Here is a 25,319-nt window from a genome sequence, read left to right as displayed (position 1 = left end):
CACCGGCCGGTCGTGTCGTACGCCCCCGACCGCGGGGGGTCAGCTGGGGGCGGCCGGAGTGAGGTAGGGCAGGCCGTAGCCGACCCGGAGAGCCGGGGACTGCCGGACGATCCGTGCGGCCAGCGGGATCGAGGCCGGGTCGGCGACCACGAGGAGATCCGCCGCGGTCTCGGTGACCACCCGTTCGGCCAGCCGCTGCGGCACCAGGTCGTTGCGCAGCCGCTGGTACGCCGGCAGGAAGACGCGCCGGTGCACCCGGTCGGCGATCCGCCGCTCGTACGCCCGCCCGGCCCGCTTCGTCCACCCGGCCAGGCGACCCCGACCGACCGCCCGGAAGGCGAGCCGGGGAGCGCGGTACAGCACCGCCCGCTCGACCCGCAATGGAAGGCGACGCCCCTCCAACTCGGTCAGGTCGACCACCCGGACGCCCGGCGCGAAGCGCTCCCGGCGCCAGTCCGCCGCCGAGGTGATCAGCACCGTGACCCGGCCGCCGCGTGCGACGACCTCGGCCGCGTCCTCCACGACGGCCCGCTTCCGGGTGGCCCCGAGGGCCAGGATGAGCACCTGCTCAGTCATCGATCCGTCCACCCAGTCCCGCCTGCACCGCATCCGCCACGGAATCCCCCGCCGAGAACCACACCCGGTCATGGGCGCGGGCCACCGCCGGGTAGCTGTACCGGGCGGCCAGCTCCCGCTGGGCGCCCGCCAGGTCGAGCCGGTCGAACCGTTCGCGCAGCCGCCAGTAGCCGGCGATCAGGGCTTCGGAGCCCTCCTCCACATCGACCAGTTCGGCGGCGGCGTCCTCGACCCCGGCCAGAGTCTCCTCCGGGCCGCCGCAGCGGGTCACCAGCACCGGCAGGCCGGCGGCCACCGCCTCGACCACGGTCATCCCGAACGTCTCGAACCGGCTCGGGTGGACCAGCAGGTCGTGCTCGCGCATCAGGGCCAGGGCCCGGTCCGGCGGCACCGCGCCGGTGAAGGTCAGCGCGTCGGCCACGCCGAGTTCCTCGGCGCGCTGCTGGAGCTGGCCGCGTAGCTCACCCTCGCCGACGAAGGTGAGGGTCAGCTCCGGGTCCCGGGCCCGGCAGGACGCGAATGCCTCCAGCAGCCAGCGCACCCCCTTGCGGGGGATCAGTCCGCCGACGAAGAGCCAGCGGCGCAGCGCGGTGACGGGCGCGGCGCGCTGCTGGTCGAAGGAGATCGGATTGGGCAGGTAGCCAACCCGGTCGGCGTGCTGCGGGAAGGCTTCGACCAAGGGCCGCCGAACGGCCTCCCCGACCGCGAACACCCCGGCACACCGCTGCAGCAGCTCGTCGTACATCGCGCGGGCCTCGGGCTGGGCCAGCACCAGATCGAGGAAGGTGGCGTGCTCGGTGACGAACACCCGGGCGTCGGGCCGGGCGTTGCGCAGCGCCGCCCACCCGCCGGGCAGCCCGACGTGGGCGTGCACCACGGGCGCGTCGATCGGCTGGCCGCCGAGCACCGACCGCAGGGTCTCCTCGTGCCGCCGGGCGATGGCGGCGTAGTCGGTGGTGACCGGCAGCGGCACCGGAAGGTGCACCAGCTCCGCCCCGCCCACGGTTCGCCCCGGGTGTACCGCGTGTGCGATCAGTTCCCGGTAGCCCTGATCGACGGCGTCGCTGGTGTCCGGTGGCAGCCGGTGGCCCCACTCCTCGCAGTGGTAGAGCCGTACCCGGTCGTGCCCCGGAGCCGTCGCCTCGACCATCGCCTGCACGAAGGCGCCCAGGAAGGGGCGTTGCCGGGTTGGGTACCAGGGCGTCACGATCGCCACGTTCGCTGGTCCGGACACGGGCTCTCCTCCCGCTCGCTCAGTGCCCGTCACGGTCAGAGATGCTGCTCGAGCAGCTGGACGACCCGCGTCGCGGCGTGGCCGTCACCGTACGGGGTGCCGCGCGGGGCGTCGGGGGCCGGTCGGCTCACCGTCGTCGCCCAGGCGCCGGGCTCCAGCAGGTGCGGGTCGGGCACCAGCCGGTTCCAGTCGCCGGCGAGGGTCTCCACCCACTCCGTCTCGCCGCGCAGCGTGGTGCATGGCCGCCCGAGCAGGTACGCCTCCTTCTGCAGGCCGCCGGAGTCAGTCACCACGCCGGCCGAGCCGAGCACCGCGCTGACCATCCCGGCGTAGCCGAGGGGTCGGCCGGCCCGGATCGCGCCCTGGTCGAGCTTCAGCCCGTACGCCTCCGCGCGGGACACCAGCCGCGGGTGGGCCAGCAGCGCGACCGGCACGGGGGCCGCGGCCAGGGCCCCGAGCAGGGCGGCCAGCCGCTGCGGATCGTCGGTGTTCTCCGCGCGGTGCAGCGTGGCCAGCAGGTACGGCTCCGCGGGGTCGATCCCCTCGGGCAGCTCCGGGGCCGTCCGCCCGCCGGCCAGCACGGCATCCCGGATGCGCAGGCAGACATCGACCATCACGTCGCCGGCCAGCACCGACCGCGCGGCGAGGCCCTCCGCCGCGAGGTGCCGCATGGCCTCCTCGGTCGGCGCGAGCAGCAGGTCCGCCGCGTGGTCGGTGAGCACCCGGTTGTGCTCCTCCGGCATCCGCCGGTTGAACGAGCGCAGCCCCGCCTCCAGGTGGGCCACCCGCAGGTGCTGCTTGACGGCCGCGACGGCGCCGGCAAGGGTCGAGTTCGTGTCGCCGTACACGAGCACCCAGTCCGGGTTCTCCTCGGCGAGCACCGGGTCGATCGCGGCCAGCACCCCGCCGGTCTGGGCGCCGTGGCTGCCCGAACCGATCCCGAGGTGGACGTCCGGATCCGGGATGCCCAGCCCGGAGAAGAACACGTCGGACAGGTCGGCATCGTAGTGCTGGCCGGTGTGCACGATGACGTGCTGGTGCCCGGTGTCCCGGAACGCGGCCGCAATTGGTGCGAGCTTCACCAGCTGAGGGCGGGCACCGACGACACTGACTACCTTCACGGCATGTTCTCCCGATTCTTCTGACCTGCTGCGACGGCTGTGGGAACGCGGTGCCCGGCACGGGCGGCGAAACCGGGCCCGATTCGCCCCGGCCTGGGCTCTGGACACCTTACTTCGAGCCGGGCCCGGATCCGAAGAATCCCTCGTCCGGCTCCGGCGGCGCCCCTTCGCCCGAATGCCGGTCCGTGCCTTCCGCCGGGGCCCCGGCGGTCGCCCGGCGGGCCAGTTCGCGTTCCAGCTCCGCCAGCCGGGCGTCGCGCTCGTCGAGCCGCTGCCGTTGGCGCTCGACCTGCTCCTCCAGCTCGCGCAAGCGCCGTCGCACCGCCCGGGTCACCAGGCCGGTGAGCCGGTGCTCGTTGCCCATGCGCAGCACCGTCCGCAGGTCGTCGGCCGGCTCGGGGACGGGATGCGCGGCCCGCCGGGCGACCGTCATGTCGACAAGGTGCCCACGCGGCGGCAGCGGACGGTCGACCCGCTGCACGACGACGGCGGCGGAAACCCCGCGGATCCCCGCGGCGCCCAGCGGTATCGCGTCCACGACCTGGCATCGGGCCGCCACCATCGGCCCGACCAGCAGGTGGACCGGCAGCTCGTCGACCGGCCAGGCGAGCAGCAGGACTCCCCGGGTTCCGGCGGCCGCCCCGGCCAGCGCCGCCGCCACCGCTGCTGGCTGGAGGTGCACCGCCGGCTCCGGCCCGAGCAGGCCGACCAGGAGCCGGTCCGGGGTGCGGACCAGTTCGGCGGCGTCGGTGACCGGGCACCGGCGGTGGCTGACGTCGTCGGGAAGGGCGTACCGCGCCGCCAGGTCGACCCCCTCGCGGCTGACGTCGACGACCTCCCGGACGCCGCTGAGATGCAGCGCCAGGACCTCGGGCAGACGCATGGTCGATCCCCTCAGTGCTCTCGGGTGAAGACGTGGAACCCGATCGGGTTCTGCCGGAACGCGTACGGCCGCCAGCCGTCGGAGCGCAGGCCGCACTCGCTCAGCAGCGGCAGGTAGCGGTTGGTGCCCCGGACCACCTGGTAGTCGCCGTACACCCGGTCGTCCGGTTCCCCCCAGTCGCTGACCACCAGCCGTCCGCCCAGCCCCACCAGCGAGGCGAGGTTACGCACCGATCGTTCCCACTCGTCATCGGCGAGAACATGGAACAGCACGTCGACCGCCAGGACCACGTCGTAGAACCAGGGGCTGCGCCACTGGGACAGCGGGGAGACGTGGAACCGGGCCGGGCCGCCCCGGTCCCGGCAGTACGCGATCGCGCTCTCGCTGGCGTCGATGCCGTCGACCTGGTGGCCGAACTGGGCGAGCTGCCGGCTGAACCAGCCCTTCCCGCAGCCGGCGTCGAGCAGGTACAGCGGTGCCACCGGATCGGCGTTGTGCCCGATGATGTCCAGCAGCAGCCCGAGCCGCAGGATGTAGAACATCCGGTTCGTGCCCTCGTCGTACGACATGTCGCCGCCCGAGCGCAGGTAGCCCTCGGTGAGGTGCCGCCGGTTCCAGTAGGCGGCGTTCTCCTCTGGCGACAGCAGCGTCATCGCGTCGTACCGCCCACCATCGTGGCCCGCCTCAGAAGACGGCCCGGATGTACGGGATCCGGGCCGCCCCGAGCGAGATCGCGAACGAGGTCACCAGCACCACCGCGAAGGTGCCCAGCATCAGCGGCAGGGACGCGCCCGCGGCGATGGCCGGCACGCTGAACCGGAGCACCTCGAAGACGAGCAGGTGGACAAGGAACACGCCGAAGGACGCCTCGGAGAGCCGGACCAGCCACCGGCCGACGCGGGGGGAGGGCGTCCGCTGGTCGCCGAGGGTCACGCCGACCAGGAAGATGCAGATGGTGGCCGCGGCGACGCTCGCCCCCAGGTAACCGATCGGCATCAGGGTCTGCAGCAGTGGTCGCTCCGCCCGGGTGCCCCACTGCCACACCCCCTCGGCGAGCAGGGCGAGCCCGGCGACGGACGCCAGCACGAGGCCGCGGCGGCCCAGCCGGACCGTGCGCAGCGCCCATCCGGCGACGAAGTAGCCCACGTACGGCCACCACAGGGTGAGCGCGCCGAGGTGGATCGGCCGGGGCGCGCCCAGCCGGGCGGCGATCGCGGACCCCAGGAAGGCGATCACGGTGAACCCGAGTGCCACGCCCGCGAGGATCAGCGCCCGCCGCCGGCCGCCGTCGCGCAGGAAGGCGACGAGCACCGGCGCGACCAGATACAGCCCGGCGATCAACCAGAGGAAATAGAGCGCGGTGAAGACCCGGGCATCGAACAGCAGGACGCCCAGGCCCTCGATGGTGAGCCGTTCACCGCGCAGCCCCATCCGGGCCACCACCAGGTAGACAACGTGCCAGACCACCAGCGCGGGGAGGATCCGGACGAAACGCTTGCGATAGAAGGCGCCGGGTCCGGCGGCGTGTGCCCGCGGGGAGAGGGTGAGCGCACCGCTGATCATGACAAACAGGGGCACGGTCCAGATCGCCCCGATGTCGATGCCGGCCGCCAGCCACCACTCGACCGTGCCCCGCAGCTCGTCGTGGCCCAGCACCATCCCGACCGTGTGGATCGCGACCACACCAGAGATCGCCAGGATCCGGAGCACGTCGAGGGAGTACTGGCGGGTGGGGCGGCCGGCCTCGACCGGCGGGGTCCCGGCGGAGCCGGTCGAGGGGGCGGGGGATCGAGGGTCGCGCTCGAGAACGCTACGAGGAGCCGCCGTGGCGGCCTGCGCGGGAACACTCACCCGGCCCATCGTAGTGATGGGCCGAGGTGCCCCGTTACGACGCCTAACTGTCCGATCGTCCGATGTCCGCGAGGCATCCTCGGCCCTTGCCGTACACTCGCCGGGGTTCCGTGGCAGGAGACGGGGCCCGACAGGGGAGGCGGGAGAAGCATCATGAGGTTCGACGGCGTTGCCGACCCGACCGCCCGGGGCCGGGTCGTGATGCTGGTGGACAACGCCGTCAACGGGGACTCGCGGGTGCAGAAGGCCGCCCGATCCGCGGCGGAGGCCGGGTGGGAGGTCATCCTCCTGGGTCGATCGCCGGTCCTGGAGGCACGCAGCTGGTCCCTCGGCGACGCCCAGGTGCGGCTGCTGCCCATGCCCGATCCGCTCGCCCGCCGCCGGCACGAGTTCCGCCGCGCCTGGCTGCGGTGGCCGCTGGCGTACCCGCCCAGCGGGATCGCCGCGCACCGGGCCCAGGCGGTCAAGGCCTGGCAGGCCGATCTCGCGGTCCGGGCCGCTCAGCTCAAGCTGGCCGACCCCGACACCCCCCGCCTGGCCTTGCGCCGCCGCCTGCTGGCCGCCGAGCGGCTCGCCGCCCAGGCGACCCGGAAATGGGTCTCGTTTCGATACTGGCAGCTCACCCGGGCCCGCACCCGACGCCGGTTCCGCAATCCGTGGGACCGTGCCTACACCCTGTTCTGGCAGGCGGTGAAGGGCGACGGCGCCTGGCGACGGCTGGAGCCGGGGCTGTGGGACTACGAACTGGCCTACGGGCCGGTGCTCGACGAACTGCGGCCGGACCTGATCCACGCCAACGACTTCCGCATGCTCGGGGTGGGCGCCCGCGCCAAGATCCGCGCCGCCGCCGCGGGGCGCGAGATCAAGCTGGTCTGGGACGCCCACGAGTTCCTGCCCGGGCTCCGACCCTGGCAGGACAATGCCCGCTGGCTGCCCGCGCACATGGCGCACGAGCGGGAGTACGCCCGGTACGCCGACGCGGTGATGACCGTCTCCGACGGCCTGGCCGAGCTGCTCCAGCGCCAGCACGGGCTGGCCACCCTGCCCGACGTGGTGCTCAACGCCCCGGCCGCCGACCACGGCGAGGACCTGGTTCCGGACGCTCCCGCGCCGGATCTGCGGGCGCTCTGCGGCATCGGCGCCGACACTCCGCTGCTGGTCTACAGCGGGGCCGCCGCCCGGCAGCGCGGGCTGGACGTCATGGTCGACGCGCTGCCGCAACTGCCCGGGGTGCACGTCGCGCTGGTGGTCAACAAGCCCACCGGCCCGTACGTCTCCGGTCTCCTCGCCCGGGCGGCCAAGCTCGGGGTGGCCGACCGGGTGCACGCCCTGCCGTACGTGGCCCACTGGCAGGTGGTGCCCTTCCTGTCGGCGGCGGACGCCGGCGTGATCCCGATCCACCACTGGCCCAACCACGAGATCGCGCTGATCACCAAGTTCTTCGAGTACTCGCACGCGCGGCTGCCGCTGATCGTCAGCGACGTGCGGACGATGGCGGGCACCGTACGGTCGACCGGCCAGGGCGAGGTGTTCCGAGCCGAGGACGTGGCCGACTACGTGCGCGCCGTCCGGGCGGTGCTGGCCGACCCGGCCCGCTACCGCACGGCGTACGACCGGCCCGGTCTGCTGGAGAGCTGGACCTGGGAGGCCCAGGCCAAGGTCCTGGACGTCGTCTACCGGCGGCTGCTGCCCGGGCGGCCCCGACCGGTCGGTGACGCGGCGGCGGGGGAGCCGGTGGCGCGGACGACCGACGCGCAGCCACCCGCGGGGGTCAGCGGGTGAACCGACCCGACGTGACCGTCATCACCGCCGTCTACAACACCATGCCCTACCTGACGCGGTGCCTGACCTCACTGGTCGAGCAGACCATCGGCGCGGACCGGTTGGAGGTCATCGCGGTGGACGATGGCTCCACCGACGGCAGCGGCCGGGAGCTGGACCGGTTCGCCCGGCTCCACCCGGGCACGGTCAAGGTGATCCACCAGCCCAACTCCGGCGGGCCCGCCGCGCCCAGCAACCGCGGCCTGGAGCACGCCACCGGCCGGTACGTCTTCTTCATCGGCTCCGACGACTACCTCGGCCCGGAGGCGCTGGAGCGGCTCGTCGCGGCGGCGGACCGCTACGACTCCGACGTGGTGCTGGGCCGGACCGTCGGGGTCAACAGCCGCTACATCCACCAGGCGGTCTTCGCCCGGACCGAGCCCGACCTGGACCTGTTCGACTCGGCGCTGCCCTGGTCCCTGTCGAACACGAAGCTGTTCCGGCGGGATCTGATCGAGCGGTACGGGCTGCGGTACCCGGAGGACATGCCGGTCGGCAGCGACCAGCCGTTCACCATCGAGGCCTGCGTGCGGGCCCGCCGGATCTCCGTGCTGGCCGACTACGACTACTACTACGCGGTGCGCCGGCTCAACGCCCGCAACATCACCTACCGCAGCCGCCACCTGGAGCGGCTGCGCTGCGCCGAGTCGCTGGTGGAGTTCGTCGCCGGTCTGGTCGAGGCGGGCAAGCGCCGCGACGCGATCCTGCTGCGGCACTTCACCTGGGAAGTCGCCAAGCTGCTGGAGAACGACTTCCTGGCGCTGGACCGGGGCGTGCAGGAGCAGGTCCGGGCCGGCGTACGCACGCTGGTCGAGCGCTACCTGACCGACGAGATCCGCGACCAGTTGCCGATCCAGGCGCGGGTGCGCCTGGGCACCGCCCGGTACGGGGAGTTGGACGACCTGCTCGCCGTCATCCGACAGGACGCCGAGGAGGGCATCCCGCCGGCCGTGGTCGACGGAGAGCACTGGTACGCCGGCTACCCCGGCTTCCGCGACCCGCGACTCGGCATGGCCGACCGCTGGTTCGAGGTCACCGACCGGGTCGCCGACTGGATCGCCCGGCTGGACACCGTCTCCGTGTCGTTCCTGGGCAACCGGACGCTGGCGGTGACGGCCCGCAGCCCGCGCGGGGATCTGCCCCGGCTGGCCGCCGCGATCCGGCTCCGTGCCGGCGAGACCGTCAGCGCCGACGCGACGCTCGAGGCGGACGGCAACGGGACCCTGGTGCGGGCGCAGCTTCCGCTGGCCGGGCTGCTCGCCGGCGTCGCCCCCGGTGGCGAGCTCCGGGTGGTCCGGGCGGAGGCCGAGGCGTTCGGTACCGTTGGTGAGACGGCCCTGCGCGGACCGGCGCGGCCCGTGCCACAGCGCACGGTGCGGCGGCGGGGAGGCCACCTGCACGTCCTTACCGCCACGACGAACCACAAGGGTGAGCTGGTGATCGCCGTAGCACCGCTGACGCCGCGCCGGCTGCTGGCCCGCCTGCGGCACAGGCTTCCACTAGGAGGAAAGAAGTAGCCATGAACATCTGCGTCGTCGCCCTAGGCAAGATCGGGCTGCCGCTCGCCGTGCAGTTCGCGTCCAAGGGCCACCGGGTGATCGGAGCGGACGTCTCCGAGCGGGTCGTGCAGCTGGTCAACGACGGCGCGGTGCCGTTCCCCGGTGAGACCGACCTGGACACCAAGCTCAAGGAGGCGGTGTCCGCCGGGCTGCTCAGCGCGACCACCGACACGGCCGCCGCGGTCGCCGAGTCCGAGGCCGTCGTCGTGGTCGTCCCCCTCTTCGTGGACGCCGAGGGCGTGCCGGACTTCGGCTGGATGGACGACGCCACCCGGGCCATCGCCCGCGGCCTCAAGCCGGGCACCCTGGTCAGCTACGAGACCACCCTGCCGGTCGGCACCACCCGCAACCGCTGGGCGCCGATGCTGGAGGAGGGCTCCGGCCTCACCGCCGGCCAGGACTTCCACCTGGTGTTCAGCCCGGAGCGGGTGCTCACCGGCCGGGTCTTCGCCGACCTGCGCCGCTACCCGAAGCTGGTCGGCGGCATCGACGAGGCGTCCGCCGCGCACGGCGTGCGCTTCTACGAGGCGGTGCTGGACTTCGACGAGCGCGCCGACCTCAACCGCCCGAACGGCGTCTGGGACCTGGGCTCGGCCGAGGCGTCCGAGCTGGCGAAGCTCGCCGAGACCACCTACCGCGACGTGAACATCGGCCTGGCGAACCAGTTCGCCCGGTTCGCCGACACCGTGGGCGTCGACGTCACCAAGGTCATCGAGGCCTGCAACACCCAGCCGTACAGCCACATCCACCAGCCCGGCATCGCGGTCGGCGGACACTGCATCCCGATCTATCCGCGGATGTACCTGTGGAACGACCCGGCCGCCACGGTGGTCCGCTCGGCCCGCGAGGCCAACGCCGCCATGCCGCAGTACGCCGTCGACCTGCTGGCCGCCGCGTACGGTGACCTGACCGACGTGGCGGTGCTGGTGCTCGGCGCCGCCTACCGCGGCGGCGTGAAGGAGACCGCCTTCTCCGGCGTCTTCCCGACGGTCGAGGCGCTGCGGGCCCGGGGCGCCACGCCGTACGTCTCCGACCCGATGTACACCACCGAGGAGCTGACCGCGCACGGGCTGCCGGCGTACGAGGGCCAGCCGGTCACCGCAGCGGTCGTCCAGGCCGACCACGCCGAGTACCGGACGCTCGGCCAGAGCGACCTGCCCGGCGTGACGGTGCTGGTGGACGGGCGCCGGGTGACCGACCCGGCCCGTTGGCCCGGCGTTCGCCGCGTCGTCATCGGCGGATGATCTGATCCCGGGCGGGTCCGTCCCGCCCGGGTCACCTCCATGGGACCTGATCCGAACCCGAACGCCCGGACCTCCGGGGCCGGTCGCGGTGCCACCGCGGCCAGCGCGGGGGGTCCGGTGAGTCGGGGCCAGACGAGGAGTGACAGCGCCATCGACGCGGCAACCGGTGCGACGGAAACGCGCCCCCGGATTCTCTACCTGTCCTTCTACTTCCCGCCGAGCCGGGCCAGCGGCGTGTTCCGCGCCCGCGCCACCGCCAACCACCTGGCCCAGGCCGGCTGGGATGTGACGGTGCTGACGGCACCGAGGGAATTCTTCACCCACTATCTGTCCGACGCCAGCGACGAGACGCTGGAGGCGACGGTCGACCCGCGGGTACGGGTCGAGCGCCCCGCGATGAACATGCGTCACTGGGAGACGGACCTGCGCAAGTTCGGCCGGCTGCGGGCGAACTTCCCGATGCTCTCCGACCGGCTGCACGCGGCGCTGCAGAAGGCCATCTTCCCCGAGCCGTATCTCGGCTGGATGCCCGGCGTCTTCCGGGCCGCGCGGCGGCTGCACAGCGAGCAGCGGTTCGACCTTGTCCTGGCGACCGGCAACCCGTTCGTCTCGTTCGCCGCCGCCCGGCTGCTCGGCCGCGCCTTCCGGGTGCCCTACGTGGTCGACTACCGGGATGCCTGGACCTTCAACCAGTTCACCGAGGAGCTCTCGGTGCCCGAGGGCGGCAAGGCGATGCGGTGGGAGGCCCGGATCCTGCGGGACGCGGCCGAGATCGTCTTCGTCAACGACGGGATGCGGCGCTGGCACGCCGAGCGCTACCCGTTCGCGGCGGACCGGATGCAGGTGGTGCCGAACGGCTGGGAGCCGGAGATCCTCGGCCGGCCGGAGCACACCGTGCCGGACCCGAACAAGCCGCTGCGGTTCGCCTATGTGGGCACCGTTACCTCGTACCTCCCCCTCGACATGCTCTTCGCCGGGTGGCGGCAGGCCCGGCAGCATCCGCTGCTCGCCGATGCCGAGCTGGACATCCACGGCCACCTGGGATTCTTCCCCGACAACGCACCGCCCCTGCGGCAGCGGATCGCCGAGGAGGAGGACATGGGCGTGCGCTACCGGGGCGCCTTCGGCAAGGCCGAGGCGGCCGGGGTGTACGCGCAGACCGACGGCCTGGTCTTCTGTGTGCCCGGCGCCCGCTACGTCACCTCCGGAAAGGTTTTCGAGTACATGGCTTCCGGCAAGCCGATCGTGTCGGTGCACGAGCCGGAGATCGCGGCGGTCGAGGTGCTGGAGGGCTATCCGCTCTGGTTCGCCGGTCCACGGCTCGACGCCGACTGCGTCGCCCACTCGTTCGTGGCAGCTGCGAAGGCCGCCCGGGACGTCGACCGGGACACCCATGAGGCCGCGCTTCGGCATGCGCACACCTACACCCGGGCGGCCACGCTCGGTCCCTGGGAGGCACGGCTGCGCCGGCTCGCGGAGGGATCCCGGTGACGACTGCCGAGCACAACGTCGTCTACCTGGCGCTCGGTAGCACCCGCGTGAGTGCCGCCGCCGCTCACCTCACCCGGCTGGTCGACCAGGGGCACCAGGTGCTGGCCGTCGTGGCCGACGTGCCGGAGTGGACCGGCGTCGACCTGCCCGCCGCCGCCACCGTGCATCGGGTCCCCCGGGACCCCCGGCAGGCGGTGCAGGCCGCCCGCCGCCTCGTGCTGGGCCAGCGCGGTCTGCTGGCCGGAATCGATCTCCTGGTCGCCGGCGATCCGGAGGCCGTGCCGGTGGCGTACGCGGCGCGCCGCCGCCGGCGGGACCTGCCGGTCCGGTTCGAGCCGGTCGTGGACGAGGCGCGCCGGCCGGCTGCTGCCGACCTCGCCGTCGTCACTCCCTGGTATCCGTCACCGGCGGATCCGCTCGCCGGCACGTTCGTCCGTGCCGCGGTGGCCGCGCTCGGGCAGCGGTACGACCGGGTGTCCGTGCTGCACACGGAGGAGTGGCCGACGTCCTCCTCCTCGTCGGCGGCGCCGCTGGTCACCGTGACGCTGGAGCGGCTGGCCCGGCTCGTCGACGCCGCGGCGGTGCTCGACGAACCCGAGGCCGAACTGACCCGGATGGCCGTACCCCTGCTGGCCCGGCCCCGGGAGTTCGTCGCCCGGGCCGACGCGCACCTCGACGCGGTGCGCGCCGCGCTGCCCACCGGCCGGATCGAGGCGCCGGTGGTGCACGCGCACGGCGGCATGTTCGGCGGGGTGGTGGCGACCGCCCTGGCCCGGCCCGACGCCCGCGTCGTGGTGATCGAGTCCTCGCCGCTGCTGGCGCAGATGCTGGCCCAGCCGGCGACGCGGGAACGCTACGAGCGGGTGCTGGAGCGGGCCGACGAGGTGGTCTGCACCAGCCCGTTCCTGTCCGAGCTCCTCGGCGCGAACTTCCCCGCGCACCTGGACAAGCTCCGGGTCGTGCCGAAGATCGTCGACTTCGACGTCCTGCCCGCGCGGTCCACGCCGCCGGCGGAGTTGCGCCGCTGGCTGCACGTCGGGCCGCTCCTTCAGCGGCGGGGTCTCTCGGTGGCCCTGGAGGCGTTCGCCGAGGTCGCCGCGGCGGATCCGGGGGTGACGCTGACCCTCGTCGACGCCGCCACGACGGGGCGCCGGGTGACGGACCGCATCAAGGAGCTCAAGCTACGCGACCGGGTCACCTTCGTACCCCCGGTGCCGCACACCGCCTTTGCCGACCTGCTGCACGGGCATGACCTCCTGGTGCACGCCGGCCAGCCGGAGGGGTTCGGCGAACTCCTGGTCGAGGCCGTCGCCACCGGCACGCCCGTGCTGGCGGCCGTTGAGGCGCCCACCGAGCCCATGCTGGCCGTGCTGTCCGAAGTGGCCGGGACGCTGGTCGAGACGGCGCAGGACGCCTCGGGGATGGTGGACGGCTACCGCCGCCTGGGCGCGCGCCTCGGCAGGGCCGACGTGAGCGCCGCCCGGGCGGCGCTCCAGGCGCGGTACGAGGCGCCGGCCGTACTGCCGCAGTTGACCGGCGAACAGGTCCCGGAGGCCCCCGTGACGGCCCCGGCTCGCCCGGGTGGCCGGGCGGCGGCCGGTCCCGAACCGGCTGCGACTGCCGCCCCGGCGACGGTCGCGGGGGAACGGATCGTCCTCGTCGCGATCAACGCGCCCCGGTTCTACCCGGCCCGGGACTTCGCACTGCGTGCCGCCGCGGCGGGCTTCGGCGTCGACGTCATCACCCACGACGCGAACCTGTGGCGGGAGGCGGCGCGGGATCCCCGGCTGCGTGTCCACCCGATCGACGTGGCGGAGTCCCGCCGCCCGATGCTCCGCGTCGAGCAGGCGATCGTCTACCGGGTGCCCGGCAAGGTGCTGTCCGCGGCCCGGAACCGCACCCGCCGGCAGGAGTCCATCTGGCCCGAACTCGGCGTCCTGAACGCACAGCGGGCGCACCGGAAGCTGGCGAGGCTGGTGCACGACTCCGGCTTCGAGCGGGGTTACCGGATCGTGCGGCCGAGAATCATGTGGCGGGTCGTTCGACGTGACGTGCTGCCCAAGCTGGACCTGACCCGCACCCGCCGGGTCGTGGTGGCGGGCACCTACGGGGTGACGGTCGGTTGGCAGCTCGCCCGCCGGCACCCCGATCTCGTCGTCACCACCTCGCTGCACGGCTTCGAGTAGCGGTGGGGCCGGTGGCCGGCGCGGGGGTTCCCGGCCGGCCACCGGTGCCGTCAGTGCTGCGCCGGGGGGGTGTCGACGTCCCGGGAGACGACGTCGCCCTTCTCGTCGACCCAGCCCTTCGGGCGCGCCGGGTTGCCGGCCACCAGCTGGTACGGCTTGACGTCCTTGGTGACCACGGAACCGGCGGCGATCATGGCGTACTCGCCGACCTCGATGCCGCAGACCAGGGTGGCGTTGGCGCCGATCGAGGCGCCCCGGTGGACCAGGGTCGGGGTGATCGTCCAGTCCGGGTTCTGGGCGCGCGGGCGGAAGTCGTTGGTGAACACCGCGGACGGGCCGACGAAGACCTCGTCCTCGATGGTGACGCCCTGGTAGACCGAGACGTTGTTCTGGATCTTGACGCGGTCGCCGACGGTGACGTTCGCGTCGACGTACACGTTGCGCCCGATCACGCAACCGGCACCGACCTGGGCGCTCGACCGGATGTGGGCCAGGTGCCAGACCTTGGTGCCGTCGCCGACCTGGGCGCCGTCCTCCACCTCGGCCGTCGGGTGGACGAACACGGACGGGGAACGGTCGTTGGTGTCAGTCATCCTTCAACTCGCATCGTCGCAGGGCGCGCCGTCGCGCCATCGGAGCCGTGCGTCGGACCGCGCCCGGGGGACCGAGGCGACCGCGCGGGCCGGGACCAGCCGACACCCGGCGGCGTCGGCCGGCCGGTGATCGGGCTCGGCGTAGCATACCGAGCCGGCAGTCGAGCAACGCCGACCGCACGTCGGCGCCCGGTGGTCCGTCAGCGGCTGCGGGCGGCGGCACCCGCCGAAGCGCCAGCGGTCAGGGCGACCACTTCCAGATCAGGCTCAGGTAGACGCCGTAACCCGCGGAGACGACCACGAGAAACGCGAACACGGCCAGCATGGTGCTCCGCCGCGCCTTCGCCAGCCCCACGGCGACCGGCAGGAGCAGCGTGAAGGCGGGCACCAGATAACGGCCCTTCGCCCAGTAGTAGTTCTCCGTGCCGATGCTGAGCAGGAAGAACATGACCGAGTAAATCACCAGCGGCAGCGGGTAGCGGTGCAGCACGAGCAGCGCGATCAGCACCACCGCGACACCCAGCAGCAGGGTGGACACGTACATGGGCAGCGAGGCCGGCTCGACCAGCACCTTCTTCAGCGTCCTGGCCGTCGAGACGCCGCCGTCGAAGCCGATCCGCCAGTACTTCTCCTGCATCTCGAAGTAGGCGTCGACCCGGCCGAGGCGATGCCCGATCCAGGCCAGGTAACCCAGGTAGCCGAGTGGGGCGAGCAGCCCCGCCACCCACGGCCGCCAGCCGTCCTGGCGGCGGACGATCGCCACCAGTGCGGCCACCCCGACCGCCGCGACCAGGGTTGTGGCGGTCGGCCGGGAGAGTCCGGCGACCAGGCAGAGCAGGCCGGCGGTCAGCCACTGCCGGCGCAGCAGCGCGTAGAGCGTCCACGCGACGAGCGCGGTGAACACCGTCTCCGTGTAGGCCATGTTCTGCACGACGGCGTGCGGCAGGACCGCCCAGAGGGCCACCAGGATCAGGCCCACCTTGCGCGAGCTGAGGTGCGCGCCGACGGCGTAGATGCCCCACGCGGCGGCCAGGCCGGCCGCCCAGGAGACGATCAGCGCGGCGATCTGGGTGGAGAACGGGGTGACGGCGGCGACCGCCGCGATCAGCCCCGGGTAGAGCGGGAAGAACGGCAGGTTCGGCAGCGTGCTGTGGGACTTCGGGTGGTTGCCGACCATCCCGGTGTCGTATCCGTCGTCGGCGATCCCCACGTACCAGATGCCGTCGAACCGGCTGTGCAGCAGCGACCAGAAGTCCGCGCCGGACCGGTGGGCGAAGAGCCCGAGGACGACCAGCCCGCTGAGCCGCAGCAGGGCGTAGAGCGCGACCGGCGCCACCGCCGGGTGCCGGTGCCAGGGCCGCCCCGGACGTTCCTCGGCCACGGCATCCGACCGGCCCTCCGCGTCGGCGCGGGATCCCGGGTCCCCGGAGCGTTGCCGAAGGGCGGTCGGGGCGTCGACGTCGGGAGCGAACGCCGGCTCGTCGTGCGCGGGGGCGGGAGCGGACACAAGGCAGAACCATAGCCCACCGGCCCGGCCCGCCGTACCCACGACGTGCCTGGGGCTCCCGTCGCGCGCGCACGTCTGCCACGATGCGTGGGCAGCAGGTAGAGGGAACGGAGGCACGGGTGCGGATCCTCCTGGTCGAGGACGATCGTCGGGTGGCCGGCGCCCTGTCCTCCGCGCTGATCCGGCGGGGCTACGAGGTGGAGCACGCCGCCACCGTGGAAGCCGCCCTCTCCGCCGCCCCCTGCGATCTGGTGCTGCTCGACCTGACCCTGCCCGACGGCGACGGCACCGACCTGTGCCGGGAACTGCGCCGGCGCAGCAGCCAGCTCGGCATCATCGCGGTGACCGCCCGGGGCGAGGAACGCGACCGGGTGCTCGGCCTCCGGCTGGGCGCCGACGACTACGTGGTCAAGCCGTTCTCGATGGTGGAGCTCCAGGCGCGCATCGAGGCGGTGCTGCGGCGGGCGGCGCACACCGTGCCGGAGCGCAACCTGATCGAGGCGGGCGCGGTCCGCATCGACGTGGGCGGCCGGACGGTCAGTGTGGCCGGCCGAGCGGTCGCGCTCACCCGCAAGGAGTTCGACATCCTGCTCTCCCTGGCCCGGCAGCCCGGCGTGGCCGTGCCGCGGGACCGGATCCTGCTCGACGTCTGGGGCACCACCTGGGCGGACCGGCACACGGTCGAGGTGCACGTCGGCTCGCTGCGGGGCAAGCTCGGCGACCCGAAGCTGGTGGAGACCGTACGCGGGGTCGGCTACCGGCTCCGCGGCGAGTGAGGGGGCCGGGGTGCGCCGCCGGCTGGTGATCAGCTATCTGCTGCTGATGGTGCTGGTCCTGCTGGCCCTGGAGACGCCGCTGGCGGTCACCCTGGCCACCCGGGAGACCGACCGGGTCCGCGCCGACCGGCTCGCCGACGCCAGCCGGTTCGCCTCGCTGGGCGGCCCGGCGCTGCGCGGCGGCGGGCCCGGCCCGCTCGACAGCGAGCTGGCCGCCTACGACGACCTGTACGGCATCGCGGCCGCGCTGGTCGACCGGGAGGGCGGTACCGTGACCGCCTCGGTGAGCTGGGAGCCCGGCCCGGGCACCGTCGTCGCCCTGGACACCGCGCTGGCGGGCCAGCAGTTCAGCGGGCCCGACTCGGTGTGGCCCTGGGTGGACGAACCGGTCGTGGTGGCGGTCCCGGTCACCGACGGCGGCGAGGTGCTCGGCGCGGTGGTCACCGCGACCCCGGCCGGCAAGGTCCGACGTACCGTGGCCTCCTGGTGGGCGCTGCTCACCGCGATCGGCGTGCTCGTGGTGCTGGCCTGCATCTCCACCGCGTTCGGGCTGGCCGGCTGGGTGCTGCGTCCGGTCACCGAGCTGGACGCGGTGACCCACGAGATCGCCGAGGGCGACCGCACCGCCCGGGTACGCCCGCGGCTCGGCCCGCCCGAGCTGCGCCGACTGGCGGCGAGCTTCAACAACATGGCCGACGCGGTCTCCGACGTGATGGACCGGCAGCGGGCGTTCGTGGCGCACGCCAGCCACCAGCTGCGCAACCCGCTGACCGCGCTGCGGCTGCGGGTGGAGGAGCTGGGACCGAGCCTGACCGACGACGACGGCCGCGCCGAGCACCGGCTGGCGCTGGAGGAGACCGACCGACTGGCCACCCTGCTCGACGCCCTGCTCACCCTGGCCCGGGCCGAACGGGCGGAGAACCAGCGGGTCACCGTGGACGCCGCCGAGGTCGCGGCCTCCCGGCTGGCGGCCTGGCTGCCGCTGGCCCGGCACCGGTCGGTCACCCTCCGGCTGGACGCGGCCGCGGCGCCCGCGTACGCCCGGACCGTGCCGACCGCGATCGACCAGGCGCTCGACGCGCTGATCGACAACGCGGTCAAGTTCAGCGGTACCGGGGCAGAGGTGACCGTGGCGGTACGCTCCGCCGACGGTGGAATCGCGCTGCAGGTGCGGGACACCGGCCCGGGCATGACGGCCAGCCAGCTCGACCAGGCCACCGAGCGGTTCTGGCGGGCGCCCGACGTGCAGAACGTGGACGGGGCCGGGCTGGGGCTGACCATCGTGGCGGTGCTGGTCGACGCCTCCGACGGCCGGTTGACGATGCGCCAGGGCCGGCCCCGGGGGCTGGTCGCCGAGCTGTGGTTCCCGAGCCCGGAGGACCCCGTCACGGGCCCGGCGAGCGGCGACGGCGCGGACGGCATCGGCCCTGCCGAGCGGGTCGGCTCCGCCGCCGGCTGAGCCCGCGCCGCGGATCCTTCGGGGTCAGGGTTTGGTCGACCGGTACCAGCCCGCCGCCCCCGGATGCAACGGGAGCGGGGTGGTGACGATCGCGGACCGGGGACTCATCCGGCCGGCCGCCGGATGGGCCGCGGCCAGCTCCTCCCGGCGGTCCATCAGCAGCCGGGTCAGCTCCCGCACCAACGCCTCTGGTAGGTCGGCGCGGACGATCAGGTAGTTCGGGTTGGCCACCGTGCTGATCGGGTCCACACCGTACACCGAGCGGGGAATGTCCCGGGTCACGTACACCTGCCCGTACCGGCGGCGCAGCGGCTCGGTCCACTCACCCAGGTCGACCAGCCGCATCGCGGTGCTTCCGGCCAGGTCGGCGACGCCGCGTACCGGCAGGCCGCCGGAGAAGAAGAACGCGTCGATCCGGCCGGCCCGCAGCGCCGCCAGCGAGTCGTCCAGGCCCAGGTGCTCCTGCCAGACCTGGTCGCCGCCGAGCTGCGCCACCTCCAGCAGGCGAATGGCGGTGACCTCGGTGCCGGAGCCGTAGGCGCCTACCGACACCCGCCGCCCGCGCAGGTCGGCGAGCGTGCGTACCGGGCCGCCGGCGGTGGTGACCAGGTGCAGCAGGTCGTCGTAGACCCGGGCCACGGCGAGTACGGCGGGGTGGTCCGGGGACCGGGGTGGCAGCACGTCGGCCTGGGTGAAGCCCAGCTCCGCCTCCCCGGAGCCGACCAGCCGGACGTTCTGCGCGGACGCCGCGGTGACCACCACGCTGGCCTGCACCCCGGGCAGCTCCCGGTTGAGGATGGCGGCCAGCGACTGGCCGAAGGCGTGGTAGACGGCGGTCGGGCTGCCCGTGGCGATCCGGATCCGCACGGCCGGGGTCGGCGCGTCCCGGCAGCCGGCGAGCCCGCCGAGGGTCGACACCAACAGCAGCACCAGGGCCGCCGGCGCCGAGGTCGGCCGCCGGCCGCGCACAGACCAGCGTCGGCTCACGCGCTGCACTCTGCGCTGTGCACCCGCCGCCGCGCAAGCCCGGACGCGGCGCCGGTGGTCCCGCCCGGCGCGGTGCGGACGGTTCGACCCGGCGGCGCCGCGCGGCGGCTGGGCCGGGCGGACGGCTCAGCAGGCCTGCGCCGGGGCGAGGGTGGCGCTGTCCACGATCCGCGCGCGGTGCGGGCCGTTGGGCACGCTCACCAGGAAGCAGCCGCCGCCGGGCCGGAGCACCGCCGGGACGTCCAGCAGCGCCGCGCTGCGGACCAGGACCGCGGCCAGGTCCCGGTCGGTCAGCCGGACGCCGAGACAATGCCGGCGGACGTGCCGCCCGCCGGCCAGCAGCGCCGCGCGCCAGGCCGCCGCGGCCAACCGGGGCCGCCACACCCGCCGGGCCGGGGAGGCGCCGGGGACGGGCCCCCCGAGCAGCTCCCGGCGGCCCTGCCGCCAGCCGGTCTCCAGCAGGATCGCGTACGCCGACCAGTGCTCCCGGGGCACGGACAACCGGTGCAGCTCGTAGCGGCGGCGCAGGCCGCCGGTGGTCAGCTCGTGCTCCACCGGTACGTCCAGGCGGCCGAGCAGCTGCCGCATCCGGTGCGCCGCGGCCTCGTGGTTGAACTCGGCGACCCCGCCCCGGTACGTGCCGGTGTCGACCCGGCGGCCGTCGGTGGCCGGGGGTGGGGTGCAGCGCATCAGGCAGGCGACCTCGAACGCGTCGGCCAGGGTCAGCCAGTCCAGCGGTGGGAGCGGCAGCGACCGGTGTGGCCGGTCGAGCAGCGTGGAGTCGGAGGCCATGGCAGGAACTCCTTGTCGGCGTGGGGTTCCCTTACCGTGGCCCCCTGGCCGGCACGACGAAACCGCTGCGCCCGAGCCTTGAGGAAAAATTGCGGCTACAACTCCGTCACGACGACGTCAACCTGGCGTGGCCGGCCGGCGGGCGCGGGCTGCTCCTCGACCGTGTACTTCAGGTCCCGCAGCGCTCCCACCAGGGCGGCGGTGGTGCGCGGCCGGACGCCGGCCGTGAGCAGGTCGCGGACCAGCCGGCCCTTGGTGGCCTTGTTGAAGTGGCTCACCACCGACCGGGTCGGCACCCCATCGACGTCGCGCTCGTGCAGCACCCGCACCGTCACCGTGCGCTCCGCGACCTCCCCGCGCGGCGCCCAGGTGGCCGCGTACGCGCCGGAACGCAGGTCCAGCACCGGCCCCCGGCCGGCCGCCGCCGCCATCGCCGGGACCAGCGCCTGCCGCCAGTACGCCGACAGCGCCCCGATCCCCGGCAGCTTCGCCCCCACGGGGCAGCGGTACGGCGGGATCCGGTCGGTGAGGCGTACCGCGCCCCACAGGCCGGAGCTGACCAGCACCGAGCGGCGGGCCAGCCGGGCCGCGGCGGGCGGCAGCGAGGCCAGGTCGAGCGCCTCGTAGAGCACCCCGGTGTAGATCCGGTCGGCCGGCGCGGTCGCCGCCACACGCAGCCGGGCATTGCGGCGCAGTTCGCCGCCCTGCCCCTCGCTGAGGCCCAGCGCGGCCCGGGCCGCCGCCTCGTCCGGCCCGGCGCAGAGCGCGACGAGCGCGGCCAGCACCTCCTCCCGGGCCGGGGTCAGCTCCGGCAGCGAGAGCCGGGACAGGTCCAGCCGGCGACCGGTGCCGGCCTCGGCCTTCCCCTCGGACGGGGGCAGCAGGATGAGCATCGGCTCAGCGTACGACCCAACCTCAGCGCCAGGGCCGTACGGCGCTCTCCGGGTGGTACACGCGATAGCCGCCGACCTCGGCGACCACGGCGGCGTCGGCCCCGTCGCCGAGCCACCAGCGCAGCGTGCGCTCCGCCGACGACCCGGCCTTGAGCACGTACCCGGGCCGGGCCGCCCGCCCCACCTGCCGCCAGTACGGCGGGTAGCGGTTCTGCCCCGGGGTCAGGTTGCCGTCGAGCACCCCGCAGACCACCGCCTCGCCGGTGTTGAAGATCAGCCGGTTGCAGGTCCAGTAGTCCCCGTACACCTCGTGCAGCCCGGCCCCACGGACCGCGCCGGCCAGCTCGCGGGTCTGCCGCTCCTCGGCCCGCACCGAGGGGGCGTCCGCGACGAACGCCACGGTGGCCGTCACCGTCGCCGCGGCCACCGCGGCCAGCGCCAGGCCGGCCACCGCCCCGCCGACCCGGGCCGCCACTCCCGCCGTGCCCCGCCAGGCTCGCGCGGCGGCCAGCCAGAGCGGCCACAGCACCGCCGGCAGCGAGATCTGCAGCACCGACAGGTAGCGGGCGTTGCCCAGCGGATCGGTCGCGGCGAGCGGGCTGCGCACGTACCCGAGCAGGGTCAGCACGGCCCCGACGACCAGGGCGAGGTGCGCGACCACCCGGACCCGTCCGGCGGCGTCGGCGGCCCGCCGGAGGGCGACCAGCCCCAGCACGGCGGCGGCCACCAGCAGCACCGGGTAGAGCAGCCCGAACCACTCCTGCCACCGGGCGCAGCCGGCCGCGCGGCAGAGCCCGCCGGCCAGCGGCACCCCCTCCAGCAGGCCGCCGTGCACCCGGTCCGACCAGGACGGCGCCGCGCCCGCCTTCGTGCTGATCTGCTGGAACACCGACAGCGAGTCCTGCCCGGGCGGGGCATCGAGATTGTCCTTGATCATCGGGGCGACCCCGACCACGAAGCCGGCGATCAGCAGCACACCGGGCCAGCCGATCAGGTCCCGGGGCGCCGCCCAGAGCAGCACGATCCCGGCCACCGCCAGGTAGGGCACGATCAGCCAGTCCGACCAGAGCGCCAGCCCGGCGAGCAGGCCGAACACGCCGGTGGCCAGCCAGCGGTGCCGCACCCGGCGTTCGCCGAGGGCCACCGCGATCAGCAGCATCGCCAGCACCGCCGGCTTCACCTCCGGCCGGCCGCCCACCACGGTGAGCTGGTCCCGGACCACCCGCTCCGAACCGAGCGCCAGCAGCCCCACCACGAAGGTGGCCAGCCAGGGGGAGTAGAGGCGGCGGGTCAGCCGGTACGCCAGCCAGAGGAAGACCGCGTAGAGCACCAGCAGTGGCAGCCGCAGCACCGGCCAGCTCGGCCCGGCCCAGCCGACCAACGGGGCCGCCAGGTAGGACTCCAGCACGCCCATGTAGTGCTGGCCGTACAGGAAGACCGGCCGCTCGCGGCCGGCGGCGATGTGCAGGGCGGCGAGGCCGAACGTCGCCTCGTCGCTGTTCGAGCCGGGCAGGGTCAGCAGCGTCAGGACCAGCCGGTAGCCGACCCCGGCCGCCCCGAGCAGCAGGGCGACGAGCGCCGGTCGGTCGAGTGTGGGGTGCCACCACCCGCGGTGCTGCACAGCTGTCGACACGACCAACGCCCCCGTCGTCGTCCCGACCGCAGTTTTTCACGGTGCCACCCGGTGGCGGGGCGGATCGGCGGAGTCGGGGCCGGCCGCACTCGCGTGGCCGCCGTCGCCTGCGTGTGGCAGGGTGACAGCGTGCCCGCCACACCTGCCGGAGAACTCGCCGTACCGCGGCTGCACCGGGCCGCACGGATCGAGGACGCCGTCCACGGCCTGGTCGAGCGTCGGCTGCGGCGCACGGGTTGGAAGGTCAACATCATCGCGTACGCCGGGTACGGCGCGCCGGGCTGGGCGCGGGTGCTCTGCCGGGTGCTGCTCGGCCGGCCGGACGTCCGCCAGCGGGCCCGACCGGAGAAGGTCCGCGGCTGGCGCAGCTTCGCCACCCTGCCCGCCAAGCACGCCACGGTGACTATCGAGGCCGGCGACGTACGCCACGAGACGACGGCGGACCGCAGCGGCTTCGTCGACACCGTCATCGAGGCCGACTTCACCCCCGGCTGGGGCAGCGTACGCCTCAGCGTCCCCGACGCCGAGCCGGTCGAAGCCCTGGTCCGCGTGCTCGACCCGAACGTCCGGTTCGGCATCCTCTCCGACATCGACGACTCGGTCATGGTCACCGCGCTGCCCCGGCCGCTGCTCGCCGCCTGGAACACCTTCGTCCTCGACGAGCACGCCCGGGCCGCCGTGCCCGGCATGGCGGTGCTCTACGAGCGGCTGGTCACCGCCCACCCCGGCGCCCCCGTCTTCTACCTGTCCACGGGCGCCTGGAACGTCGCGCCGACGCTCACCCGTTTTCTCTCCCGGCACCTCTACCCGGCGGGGCCGCTGCTGCTCACCGACTGGGGGCCGACGGCCGACCGGTGGTTCCGCAGCGGCAAGGAGCACAAGCGGGCCACCCTGGCCCGGCTGGCCCGGGAGTTCCCGGACGTCCGGTGGCTGCTGATCGGCGACGACGGGCAGCACGACCAGGAGATCTACCGCGAGTTCGCCGCCGCGCACCCGGACAACGTGGCCGGGGTGGCGATCCGCCGGTTGTCGCCCACCCAGTCGGTGCTCGCCGGTAGCCTGCCCGCCCCGCCCGGCCGCCCGTCCGCCGGCCCGGTCGGGCAGAAGTGGCTCGCCGCGCCGGACGGCGCCGGCCTCTGGAAGCTGCTGCGGGAAGCCGGCCTGGTCTGACGTATGCCGGTCCCACACGCAAGGAACGCGAGAAGGAGTTATGAGCGACACAACCGCTCCCGGCTTCGACCGCGTACGAGGTCAGCGTCGTAGCTGCGGTCATGCGCGCGGCGGCGTTGCGGCGCAGCTCCCGGCTAATCGTCGCCGGCGACAGTCCCGGTGCCGCAGATCCGGGCCACTGCCAGCGGGCCGTCTTTGACCGCCGCCAAATGGGCGGACACCGCGATGCCCATCTGGGAGCCGAGCCAACGGCGCCGTACGGTCGCTCATTCTGGGTAGGGGCCCAGCGGTGCCCAAGCTGTGCTGGAGAACCGGCGCGTGACGGTGTGGCGCCTCATGCCCGAATGCTGACCGGATGTACGCTTTCGCCATGCTTGCGGAGGATCTGACGCGGCGTGTGAACGCCTACGACTTCATTCGGCTGATCGCTGCTGTTGAGGTTCTGCTGGAGCACACATCGAACCACCTCGGCGTTCCGTTTCTGTGGCACCGGTCAGGCGACGCGCTCTGGGTATACGAGGGCTTGCATACGTTCTTCATCATCAGCGGTCTTTTCGTCTTTCGGTCCGCTGACCGACTGATGGAACGGGACCGCACCGGCACCTGGTGGCGCGACTTCTACGAGAACCGGGTCCTGCGAATCGGGCCCGCCCTGTGGGTTTACGGGGTGATCGCGGTGATCTTCGTAGTCGCGGTCGGTGCCGCCGCCTCCTCCGACATCGCATCCGTCCGTGGCGTCTCCTGGATCCTGTCGATGGCCTTCCTTGCGCCGTTCTACAGCCCTGGCTTTCTGGAAGATTTCGGGGTCGGAAACGTCAACGGCAGCCTGGCGACAATTGCGGTCGAGGTCTCTTTCTATGTCTTCGTTCCGCTCCTCGTGCTTGCCAGTCGCCGGATCAGGATCCGAGTCTTCTTGGGAGTTCTCCTCGCGGCCGGTGCTGTTACCTGGGTGCTGTCACCCGGCGTCGACGGCATGGCCGGCAAGTTGTTGAAGGTCACCTTCCTGCCCTACCTTTGGTGGTTCGGGCTCGGCGTCGCCTGGTACTTGTGGGGCCTCAAGCATGTCCGTCTGACCTGGCCCCGTGCCGCGGTTGCGGCAGCCGTCTACATTGCCGCAGTCCAAGCAAACGAGCACCTCTTCGATATCCCGCTGGTCGCCCTGATCAAGGGGCTCGCCCTCTCTTACGTCGTTGTGTGCGTGGGCGAGCGCGGACCGCGGGCGTTCGAGAAGTTCCCGAAGCGATTCGGTGACCTCAGTTACGGCAGCTACATCTGGCACATGCTGATTGTGAACGCCATCCTCTGGTGGGGCCTGGACAGCCACCTGCCCGATTACACGGTGACCTTCGTCGTCTTGGCGGTCTCCCTGACTCTCGCGGCGCTGTCGTGGAACTTCATCGAGAAGCCGGCCTTGAAGCGAAAGCGGGTGAGCTCCCGCTCCGGACGCGGCCTCAACGAAGGTACGCCAGCGGATGAGATCGGGCCGCAGCCGAAGGCGCCTAGTGTCCTGAATCGGTAATTCGTTGCTAACGCCGCTCGAATC

General features: G+C 73.5%; 21 protein-coding genes. 9 read left to right on the top strand and 12 right to left on the bottom strand.

Going from position 1 to position 25,319, the window contains the following annotated elements; translation table 11 throughout:
• Window positions 1-39: 39 nt before the first annotated feature.
• The 6 genes from ACGF4F_RS28180 to ACGF4F_RS28155 form a co-directional block, all read right to left on the bottom strand.
• Window positions 40-576 (bottom strand): hypothetical protein, encoded by a 537-nt coding sequence (locus tag ACGF4F_RS28180; RefSeq protein WP_357441387.1) that lies wholly within the window; start codon window positions 574-576, stop codon window positions 40-42.
• A complete protein-coding gene (locus ACGF4F_RS28175) occupies window positions 569-1,810 on the bottom strand; it encodes a glycosyltransferase family 4 protein (protein ID WP_393081932.1) in 1,242 nt (413 codons plus the stop codon). Before ACGF4F_RS28175 ends, ACGF4F_RS28180 begins: the two co-directional genes overlap by 8 nt.
• A gap of 35 nt (window positions 1,811-1,845) precedes the next feature.
• Complete coding sequence (gene wecB / locus ACGF4F_RS28170; RefSeq protein ID WP_393081929.1) at window positions 1,846-2,931, bottom strand: non-hydrolyzing UDP-N-acetylglucosamine 2-epimerase; 1,086 nt, start codon at window positions 2,929-2,931, stop codon at window positions 1,846-1,848.
• A 109-nt stretch (window positions 2,932-3,040) separates the two neighbouring features.
• Complete coding sequence (locus tag ACGF4F_RS28165; protein WP_393081926.1) at window positions 3,041-3,814, bottom strand: hypothetical protein; 774 nt, start codon at window positions 3,812-3,814, stop codon at window positions 3,041-3,043.
• A gap of 11 nt (window positions 3,815-3,825) precedes the next feature.
• A complete protein-coding gene (locus ACGF4F_RS28160) occupies window positions 3,826-4,467 on the bottom strand; it encodes a class I SAM-dependent methyltransferase (protein ID WP_393081923.1) in 642 nt (213 codons plus the stop codon).
• A 31-nt stretch (window positions 4,468-4,498) separates the two neighbouring features.
• Window positions 4,499-5,665 carry an acyltransferase family protein gene (locus tag ACGF4F_RS28155; protein WP_357441376.1) on the bottom strand — a complete coding sequence of 389 codons (1,167 nt, stop codon included), beginning with the start codon at window positions 5,663-5,665 and terminating at the stop codon, window positions 4,499-4,501.
• A 153-nt stretch (window positions 5,666-5,818) separates the two neighbouring features.
• Between ACGF4F_RS28155 and ACGF4F_RS28150 the strand changes: the two genes are divergently transcribed.
• The 5 genes from ACGF4F_RS28150 (at window position 5,819) to ACGF4F_RS28130 (ending at window position 13,966) form a co-directional block, all read left to right on the top strand.
• Window positions 5,819-7,447: a glycosyltransferase family 4 protein gene (locus ACGF4F_RS28150; RefSeq protein ID WP_393081920.1), complete on the top strand. Its 1,629-nt coding sequence runs from the start codon at window positions 5,819-5,821 to the stop codon at window positions 7,445-7,447.
• Complete coding sequence (locus tag ACGF4F_RS28145) at window positions 7,444-9,003, top strand: glycosyltransferase family 2 protein (protein WP_393081917.1); 1,560 nt, start codon at window positions 7,444-7,446, stop codon at window positions 9,001-9,003. The genes ACGF4F_RS28150 and ACGF4F_RS28145 overlap by 4 nt, the downstream gene beginning before the upstream one ends.
• A 2-nt stretch (window positions 9,004-9,005) precedes the next feature.
• The gene (locus ACGF4F_RS28140; RefSeq protein ID WP_357441372.1) at window positions 9,006-10,289 is read left to right on the top strand and encodes a nucleotide sugar dehydrogenase; all 1,284 of its coding nucleotides are present in this window, start codon (window positions 9,006-9,008) and stop codon (window positions 10,287-10,289) included.
• A 117-nt stretch (window positions 10,290-10,406) separates the two neighbouring features.
• Window positions 10,407-11,780, top strand: a complete 1,374-nt coding sequence (locus ACGF4F_RS28135) for a glycosyltransferase (protein ID WP_393081914.1) — start codon at window positions 10,407-10,409, stop codon at window positions 11,778-11,780.
• Window positions 11,777-13,966 carry a glycosyltransferase gene (locus ACGF4F_RS28130; protein WP_393081911.1) on the top strand — a complete coding sequence of 730 codons (2,190 nt, stop codon included), beginning with the start codon at window positions 11,777-11,779 and terminating at the stop codon, window positions 13,964-13,966. Before ACGF4F_RS28135 ends, ACGF4F_RS28130 begins: the two co-directional genes overlap by 4 nt.
• A gap of 50 nt (window positions 13,967-14,016) precedes the next feature.
• Here ACGF4F_RS28130 and ACGF4F_RS28125 read toward each other — a convergent pair whose 3' ends face one another.
• Complete coding sequence (locus tag ACGF4F_RS28125) at window positions 14,017-14,559, bottom strand: acyltransferase (protein WP_393081908.1); 543 nt, start codon at window positions 14,557-14,559, stop codon at window positions 14,017-14,019.
• Between the two features lie 241 nt (window positions 14,560-14,800).
• Window positions 14,801-16,066 (bottom strand): glycosyltransferase family 39 protein, encoded by a 1,266-nt coding sequence (locus tag ACGF4F_RS28120; protein ID WP_393081905.1) that lies wholly within the window; start codon window positions 16,064-16,066, stop codon window positions 14,801-14,803.
• Between the two features lie 83 nt (window positions 16,067-16,149).
• Here ACGF4F_RS28120 and ACGF4F_RS28115 point away from each other — a divergent pair, with 83 nt between their 5' ends.
• Complete coding sequence (locus tag ACGF4F_RS28115) at window positions 16,150-16,842, top strand: response regulator transcription factor (protein ID WP_357441366.1); 693 nt, start codon at window positions 16,150-16,152, stop codon at window positions 16,840-16,842.
• Between the two features lie 10 nt (window positions 16,843-16,852).
• Entirely contained in the window at window positions 16,853-18,301 is a 1,449-nt protein-coding gene (locus ACGF4F_RS28110; RefSeq protein WP_393081902.1) for a sensor histidine kinase, read from the top strand.
• Between the two features lie 24 nt (window positions 18,302-18,325).
• Here ACGF4F_RS28110 and ACGF4F_RS28105 read toward each other — a convergent pair whose 3' ends face one another.
• The 4 genes from ACGF4F_RS28105 to ACGF4F_RS28090 form a co-directional block, all read right to left on the bottom strand.
• Window positions 18,326-19,288 (bottom strand): TAXI family TRAP transporter solute-binding subunit, encoded by a 963-nt coding sequence (locus ACGF4F_RS28105; RefSeq protein ID WP_393081899.1) that lies wholly within the window; start codon window positions 19,286-19,288, stop codon window positions 18,326-18,328.
• A gap of 126 nt (window positions 19,289-19,414) precedes the next feature.
• A complete protein-coding gene (locus ACGF4F_RS28100) occupies window positions 19,415-20,080 on the bottom strand; it encodes a hypothetical protein (RefSeq protein WP_387277491.1) in 666 nt (221 codons plus the stop codon).
• Between the two features lie 95 nt (window positions 20,081-20,175).
• Complete coding sequence (yaaA, locus tag ACGF4F_RS28095) at window positions 20,176-20,973, bottom strand: peroxide stress protein YaaA (RefSeq protein WP_357441360.1); 798 nt, start codon at window positions 20,971-20,973, stop codon at window positions 20,176-20,178.
• Between the two features lie 22 nt (window positions 20,974-20,995).
• A complete protein-coding gene (locus ACGF4F_RS28090) occupies window positions 20,996-22,606 on the bottom strand; it encodes a hypothetical protein (protein ID WP_393081895.1) in 1,611 nt (536 codons plus the stop codon).
• A 129-nt stretch (window positions 22,607-22,735) separates the two neighbouring features.
• Here ACGF4F_RS28090 and ACGF4F_RS28085 point away from each other — a divergent pair, with 129 nt between their 5' ends.
• A complete protein-coding gene (locus ACGF4F_RS28085; protein ID WP_393081892.1) occupies window positions 22,736-23,776 on the top strand; it encodes an App1 family protein in 1,041 nt (346 codons plus the stop codon).
• Window positions 23,777-24,146: 370 nt separating this feature from the next.
• The gene (locus ACGF4F_RS28080) at window positions 24,147-25,295 is read left to right on the top strand and encodes an acyltransferase family protein (protein WP_393081889.1); all 1,149 of its coding nucleotides are present in this window, start codon (window positions 24,147-24,149) and stop codon (window positions 25,293-25,295) included.
• Window positions 25,296-25,319 lie beyond the last annotated feature (24 nt).

The organism is Micromonospora sp. NPDC047740 (genome assembly GCF_043204735.1).
Lineage (GTDB): Bacteria > Actinomycetota > Actinomycetes > Mycobacteriales > Micromonosporaceae > Micromonospora.
The sequence above is the reverse complement of the archived record's forward strand: the minus strand, read 5'-3'. Positions and strand labels throughout refer to the sequence as shown.